Below are 6,722 nucleotides of genomic sequence, written 5' to 3' on the forward strand. Positions count from 1 at the left end.
TCCGGTGATGGTGATGATGGGGTGCCTTGCCGACATGATGCTGCTCAGGCCCTGAAAAGTCCGCGGCGGCTGAACAGCGGCGCGCGCTCGCCGATAGCGCTGGGTTCGGTGTGGTAGCGGGCGATCCGCGCGACTTCCCGCGCGGATCCGAAGACCACGGGGACGCGCTGATGCAGGCTCTCGGGTTCGATTTCGAGGATGCGGGTGATCGTATCGGTCGCGGCACCGGCCGCCTGTTCGATCAGATAGGCAATCGGATTGGCCTCGTAGACGAGCCGAAGCCGGCCTTGGCGGTAACCCCGGCGTTGGTCGCCGGGATAGAGAAACACGCCGCCGCGCATCAATATGCGATAGCAGTCAGCGACAAGCGAGGCGATCCAGCGCATGTTGAAGTCCTTCTCCCGTGGGCCTTCGGTGCCTTCCAGGCAGTCGTCGACATAGAGGCGCACGGCCTCGTCCCAGTGGCGGTAGTTGGCGGCGTTGATGGCGAACTCCTGGGTCCGCTCCGGAATGATCCGGCTTTCGTAGGCCTGGACGAAGGTGCCCAGCCTGGTCGAATGCACGAAGACGTGCGTGCCGCTGCCGAGCGACAGAACGAGCGCCAGTTGCGGCCCGTAAATAAAGAACCCGGCGCCCAGCATGCTCACGCCTGCCTGCAAAAAGGAGGCGGCCGGATTGGCGTCCGGCGCGCCAGTTGCAGGGAGGAGCGAGAAAATCGTTCCGATCGACACGTTGGCGTCGATGTTGGAAGAGCCATCCAGCGGGTCGATGGCGACGGCGAGGGGGGCTTGTCCGTCGAGCAGGACCGGCCGGTCCAGCTCCTCGGAAGCATAGAGCGCGACCGGAGCGTGACGCATGGCGTCGAGAAAGATGTCGTCGGCAAAGATGTCGAGATCCTTCTGAACGTCGCCGTCGGCGTTGGCGCCGCGGGTTCCGGCAAAGGCGGTGCCGAGCACCCCTTGGTTGATGGCATTGCGGACCCTGGTGGCAGCCTGTGTGAGCTGACGGACGGTGGCCACGACCGCGGAGCGGCGTTCGTCCGGCGAGTCGCCGAGATAGGAGTTCAGAAAAGCGTCGAGCGTTGGCGCTGGCATCGTAGCCTCCCGGTCCGGTCGTGTCTCCTCGGGGCCGGATGGAGGGATGAAACCAAACGATCTGTGCTAAGTAAAATTCAATAACTTTACCTGAGCAGTAAAAACAATTTAGTATGCCGCATGAGAAACCTCACGCTCAGGCAATTCAAGACCGTTCAGGCAATCGTCAGCCACGGAAAAATCGTCAGCGCGGCCAAGGTGTTAGGCCTTTCTCCTCCAGCGGTGACGATCCAGTTGCGACAAGTGGAGGAGGAGGTCCAACTGGCCCTGTTCGATCGGACCTCGGACGGCATGCGTCCCACCGCCGCAGGGCTGGCCTTCGTCGAGGCGGCGCAGGCTATCGAGGAGCGGCTTCGCCTGCTCGAAGACGAGATGGACGCCATCAAGGGCGTGCGCGCCGGCAGCCTGAGGCTCGGCGTCGTTTCCACCGCCAAATATTTCGCGCCACGGCTCATGGCCGGCTTCATGAAGGAGCATCCCGATATCGACATGCGGCTTGCCGTCGGCAATCGCGCCGAAACGATCGACAGTCTGAAGAACCACGACATCGACATCGCACTGATGGGCCGTCCGCCCAAGGAAGTTTCGGTGCGCGCTTCGGTCTTCGGCGATCATCCGCTGGTTGTCATCGCGCCGCCCGAACACCCGCTGGCGTCGGCACGCGACATTTCCAAGCAGAGGATCGCCGAGGAGCATTTCCTCATTCGCGAGCCGGGCTCGGGCACGCGCATCTCGCTGGAGATATTCCTGAGCGACGTTCCCGGCCGGATCGACGATCTCGGCGTCGAGATGGGCTCGAACGAGACGATCAAGCAGGCGGTGATGGCAGGTCTCGGCATCGCTTTCATCTCCGCGCACACCATCGCCGCGGAAACGGAAGCCGGCCGGCTCGTCATTCTCGACGTGGCCGGGATGCCGATCCGCCGGCAATGGTTTTCGGTGATGCGCACCGATCATGTGATCTCGCCGGCCATGGCGACCTTCAACGATTTCCTGATGCGCAGAGGCGCAACCTACCTGCCCCTGTTCGGCAAACTGTATCCGTACGCCGAAGCGAATGACGCGGCTCGGATGCAAAAAATGAGAGCGCCTGGAAAGCGGCCAGAGTGAAGCGCCCGACATACCGGCCGAAGAAATCATGCGAAAGAAAGCCGACAAGGGCGTGGAAAACGCACCGCCATCGATGGCGGTCGGGGGGCTCGCATGGTATGTTGCAGTGCGAAAGGGCAGGGGCACGCGCTCTCATACTCGCAGACAAGACGGATAGGCAGCCAACCCCTGCAGACAAATCGCTATGGGTCCCGGGCGCGAGGTTCGGGAATTCGAAGGGGAAGGGGCATGCTTTATACAATCGTGATGATGGTCTGCATGACGGCGGTGCCGCAGACCTGCGAGCAACGCGAGGAAATGGCGGACGGCCTGGCCATGAATCCCGGGGTGGCCTTCATGCAGGCGCAGCCGCTGGTCGCCCATTGGCTGGAGACACATCCCGGCTATTTCGTGCAGCGCTGGCGTGTGCTGCCCGGCCGGGGATCCTGACGGGGCATCTTCGAAGCGGGCTTTATTTCGCGCAAGTCGTTCTCCCAAAACCGCTGCGCACTTTTGGGCGACATGCGTTATTTCTTCGCGGCAAGCGTTTCCGAGACAGTCTTGGACAGCTGATAAAGCCGCTGCTCGATTATCGTCGGCACATCGCAGACGTAAGTCAGCGATTGCGCACGCTCGTTGAAGATGCGCGTCGCGAAATTCAGCTGGTCGGTCTGCCGCTCGACCTCGTCCTGATCCGCGTCGGGTTTTGCGCGCAAGACATCGACATCGGACGCCTGCTTGCGCAATTCGGCGGCCATTTCGAGCTGCCTGTGGGCGTAACGGGAAATGCCGGAAATCACATGCGAACGCTCGGCGTCCATGTGGTCGAACATGCCTTGCAAGAGCATCGCCATTTTCGGCGCAAGTTGCTCGGCCGGCAGGGAGGCGGCAAAATCCCTGATCTTCATCTGCGCGTCTGCTATCGGCAGCCTGCGAGCCGCCACCTCCTCGACCAGGGCGGAGACGGAAGGGTCCTGCGACCAATCCTTCGCCGCTGGTGGAAGGTCCGGTCCATTCCAGACCTGGGCGAGCGAGAGTTGCGGCACCTTGCGCTGAGCGCAGGGCCAGTCCGGATCGGTATTCGCGGCCACGGCGCCGGCGTTCGGCACGAGCATGGCGGCCGCAACCAGGCTGCGTACAAGCCTCATCCGTTCCATCAATCGTTTCCTCCCGTGCCCTGTTTGCGGATTATCAGGCCGCGCGAAGGGTCATAAGCGATGATGGCGCCTCCCAGAAACAGCAGCGTGCAGCCGGCGACGACACCCAGCGACACCCAATCGATCTGCCCGTAGAAGGCGAAGCGGATCAGTTCGACGGCGTAGGTGAAGGGGTTGGCGAGGCAGAGCTTGTAAAGAAGCGGGCTCGCTTCCTGGATGCGCCACAAAGGGTAGAGCGCCGGAGAAGCGAAATAGCCGGGAAAGATAACGAAGTTCATGATGCCGGCGAAATTCTCGAGCTGCTTGATCATCGAGGACAAAAGCATGCCGAGCGCACAAAGCATCATGCCGGACAGGAACAGGGCCGGCAGCACGAACAAGTAGCCGAGCGGCGGCGCCTTGACGCCCCAGAACCAGGCAACGATCAGGAAGGCGTAGACCTGCGCGATCGATACGGAAACACCGGCGAGCATCTTCGACAGCAGCAGGTACCAGCGGGGGAATGGGCTGACCAGCAGGATGCGCATATTGCCCATCTCGCGGTCGTAGACCATCGACAGCGAAGACTGCATGCCCGAGAACAGCAGGATCATGCCGCACAAGCCTGGCGTGATATAGACCTCATAGAGCACGTAGGTCTTGTAGGGCGGGATGATCGAAACGCCGAGCACCTGCCGGAATCCGGCGGCAAAAATGAACAGCCAGACGAGCGGTCGAACCAGCGACGAGATGAAACGCTCGCGCTGGTGCAGGAAGCGCAGGCATTCCCGTATGACGACACCTTTGAGGCAGATGAGATAGTGACGAAGGCCGAACGCGCCGGACTTCGCTGGCGTGACAGCGGCGACCTTTTCCGGCATTGCGGGAGAGTTCATGGCGAGATCTCCGCAATGCCGGCCGCCTCGCTTCGGCTGAGTCTCGAAAAGGCCTCGCCGATCGAACCGGCACCACTTGCCTTGACGACGTCGGCCACCTTGCCCTTGGCGACCAGGTCACCCTGCCTGAGCACGACGACATGGTCGCCGTCATCGACTTCGTCGATCAGATGCGTGGCCCAAAGCACGCCGATGCCCTCCGTCTCGACCAGCTTGCGGATGGTGGCAAGAATGCCCGCGCGCGACTGGATGTCGAGACCGACCGTCGCTTCGTCGAGCAGCAACAGGGAAGGGCGGTGGAGCAGCGCCCTGGCGATCTCGATGCGCCGCATCTGGCCGCCGGAAAGGCTGCGAGCCTTGTCATGCTGGCGGCCCTGCATGTCGACCGTCTCGATCAGCGCCGCAATGCGCTGCCGGGCTTCGTGCCGTCCGATGCCATGCAGCGAGGCGTGATAGGAGAAGTTCTGGTATACGCTCAGATCGAGGTCGAGCGTGCGTGCCTGGAACACGATGCCGACACGTCTGAGCGCCTCGCCGGAAGCACGGCTGACGTCGTGGCCGAAGATGCGGATCGATCCGTGGCGCGTGTCGTAAAGGTGGCTGATCAACGAGAACAGAGTTGTCTTGCCGGCACCGTTGAGACCGAGGAGCGCGGTGAAAGTCGCCGGCGCGATCGAAAACGAGACGTCGTTGAGCGCCCGCTTCGGACCATATGAATGGCTGACGCCGGCGACGTCGAGCGCCGCCACCTCGTCTCCCGTTTTCCCCGTCCCGGCATGCTGCATGGATGGCTCCTTCAGGATGCTTACCTAGCGCGCTCGACCTCGATGGCCTCGGGGGCAGGCCTCAGTCTTTCGGCTGGTTTCTATTGGGGCGATATGACCACGCCCCAGGGCTGCTGGCCGACGGTGACCGACTGAATCGGCTCGTCGGTCGCCGTATCGATGAAAGTGATATCGTTGGAATTGCCGTTCGTGGTGATCAGTGTTTTCTGATCGGGGGTGAAGTCCAGATGCCAGACGCGTTGGCCGACGAGGATGTACTTTTCCACCTCGTAGCTTTCGGTGTTGATCACCGCGACATGGTTCGCCGGGCCGAGCGCGACATAGGCCTTCTTGCCGTCGGCGCTGATGGCGATACCTACCGGCTGAATGGTTTCGGCCCGCAGTCCAGGAATCGCGAACTTGATCTTCTTCACGACCGCGCGCTTGGCGTTATCGATGACGCTGACGGTGCCGCCGACCTCGGCACTGACCCAGACCTGCGATCCGTCGGGCTTGAACGCGGCGAAGCGCGGGCGCGTGTCGACCAGCACGTTGTCGGTTACGTCATGGCTCTCGGTGTCGATGAAGTGCGCCATGCTGGCGGTTTCTGAGGTATTGACCATGGTCTTGCCGTCCGGGCTGACGGCCATGCCTTCCGGTTCCACGCCAACTGGAATCTCGCTCTTGACCTCCTTGCTGTCGACGTCGATCGCGGTGACCAGATTGTCGTTTTCGTTGGCGGCGTAGAGCGTCTTGCCGTCGGGCGAAAGCACGAACAACTCGGGATCGTCGCCGGAGGGCAGCGTGCCGACGACCTGCAGCGTCTGGGTATCGATGATTTGGATCATATTGTCGTCGCTGGCGCACAAATAGATGAACTTGCCGTCGTGCGAGATGGTGATGCCGCGCGGTCTCTGGCCGACGTCGACGGTCTTGACCACCTGCATGGTCACAGTGTCGACGACGGTCATCGTATTGTCCTTCTCGTTGGAGACATAGGCCGTGTAGGCCGATGCCGGGCTGGCCATGATGCCGGTTGCGAGAATGGCGAGTACGCGAGCTCGTCTCTGCACGAATTCCTCCCGATTGGCGCTACTTGAGAACGCATTTCGTTTCCGGTTGATCGATGCCGAGGGTGTCGAGCTCGGAGACCTGGTGGAGGTAGCCTTCCTGGGGGGATGTCGAAACGACCGATTTGGTATCGCCGAGCATGATCGGCTGGCGCAGCTGAAGGTTCCATTTGCGGAAGGTCAGCTTCTGTCCCTTGAAGGCGGCGACCGAGAAATCGTCCGAGCGGATGTAGTCGCTGATCTTTTTCGGATCGTCGCCATTGATGCGCGTGGTGGCTTCGCCGACGGCCCGCACGGCCGTCCAGGCCGACATGTCCTTGGACAGCATTCGTCGGCCTGTCGTCTTCAGGAAGCGACTCTGCATCTGGATACCGCCCCATTGTTCACTGGCGGGATGCCATGACGATGCCACGAGACCGGCCGTGCCTGCGACCAGCCGCGATGTCCAGGTGCGGTAGGGCACGTAGGTCCCGAACACCTCGCTCTCGTCGGCCACAAGCAGCACGTCATGCTCCGGCAGGTCCTGCGTGAATACCGAGATCTGCAGCTGGATCTGCGTGGCGCCAGTGTCGGTGCGCCTGGCTGTGCCGGTGTCCTTGAATTCCTTCTCGGCGACGATCTGGCCGCCGAAGCGGGCTGCAGCGCGGCGCAACGCGTCCGCATAGAGGTGGTC

The 6,722-nt window shown here is 62.1% G+C and carries 7 protein-coding genes and 1 pseudogene; 2 read left to right on the plus strand and 6 right to left on the minus strand.

Annotated elements, in window-relative coordinates; genetic code table 11:
• Window positions 1-44 precede the first annotated feature (44 nt).
• Window positions 45-1,094, minus strand: a complete 1,050-nt coding sequence (locus EOA29_RS20545; protein WP_126092875.1) for a class 1 fructose-bisphosphatase — start codon at window positions 1,092-1,094, stop codon at window positions 45-47.
• A gap of 120 nt (window positions 1,095-1,214) precedes the next feature.
• Between EOA29_RS20545 and EOA29_RS20550 the strand changes: the two genes are divergently transcribed.
• Entirely contained in the window at window positions 1,215-2,204 is a 990-nt protein-coding gene (locus tag EOA29_RS20550) for a LysR family transcriptional regulator (protein ID WP_126092876.1), read from the plus strand.
• Window positions 2,205-2,432: 228 nt separating this feature from the next.
• A complete protein-coding gene (locus EOA29_RS20555) occupies window positions 2,433-2,633 on the plus strand; it encodes a hypothetical protein (protein ID WP_059185947.1) in 201 nt (66 codons plus the stop codon).
• Between the two features lie 77 nt (window positions 2,634-2,710).
• On the opposite strand, the gene EOA29_RS20560 is transcribed toward EOA29_RS20555, so the two are convergent.
• From EOA29_RS20560 to EOA29_RS20580, 5 genes and pseudogenes are all read right to left on the minus strand, one after another.
• On the minus strand, window positions 2,711-3,340 hold the full coding sequence (locus EOA29_RS20560) for a hypothetical protein (RefSeq protein ID WP_126092877.1): 630 nt from the start codon (window positions 3,338-3,340) through the stop codon (window positions 2,711-2,713).
• Window positions 3,340-4,200 carry an ABC transporter permease gene (locus EOA29_RS20565; RefSeq protein ID WP_189350674.1) on the minus strand — a complete coding sequence of 287 codons (861 nt, stop codon included), beginning with the start codon at window positions 4,198-4,200 and terminating at the stop codon, window positions 3,340-3,342. The genes EOA29_RS20560 and EOA29_RS20565 overlap by 1 nt, the downstream gene beginning before the upstream one ends.
• Before the next feature lie 11 nt (window positions 4,201-4,211).
• Window positions 4,212-5,000 carry an ATP-binding cassette domain-containing protein gene (locus tag EOA29_RS20570; protein WP_126092879.1) on the minus strand — a complete coding sequence of 263 codons (789 nt, stop codon included), beginning with the start codon at window positions 4,998-5,000 and terminating at the stop codon, window positions 4,212-4,214.
• Window positions 5,001-5,080: 80 nt separating this feature from the next.
• Window positions 5,081-6,052 carry a PQQ-dependent catabolism-associated beta-propeller protein gene (locus EOA29_RS20575; RefSeq protein WP_127221370.1) on the minus strand — a complete coding sequence of 324 codons (972 nt, stop codon included), beginning with the start codon at window positions 6,050-6,052 and terminating at the stop codon, window positions 5,081-5,083.
• Window positions 6,053-6,071: 19 nt separating this feature from the next.
• A pseudogene (locus EOA29_RS20580) lies at window positions 6,072-6,722 on the minus strand (branched-chain amino acid ABC transporter substrate-binding protein); the annotation flags it as partial.

The organism is Mesorhizobium sp. M1E.F.Ca.ET.063.01.1.1 (assembly GCF_003998155.1).
In the GTDB taxonomy this organism is placed as follows: Bacteria; Pseudomonadota; Alphaproteobacteria; order Rhizobiales; family Rhizobiaceae; genus Mesorhizobium.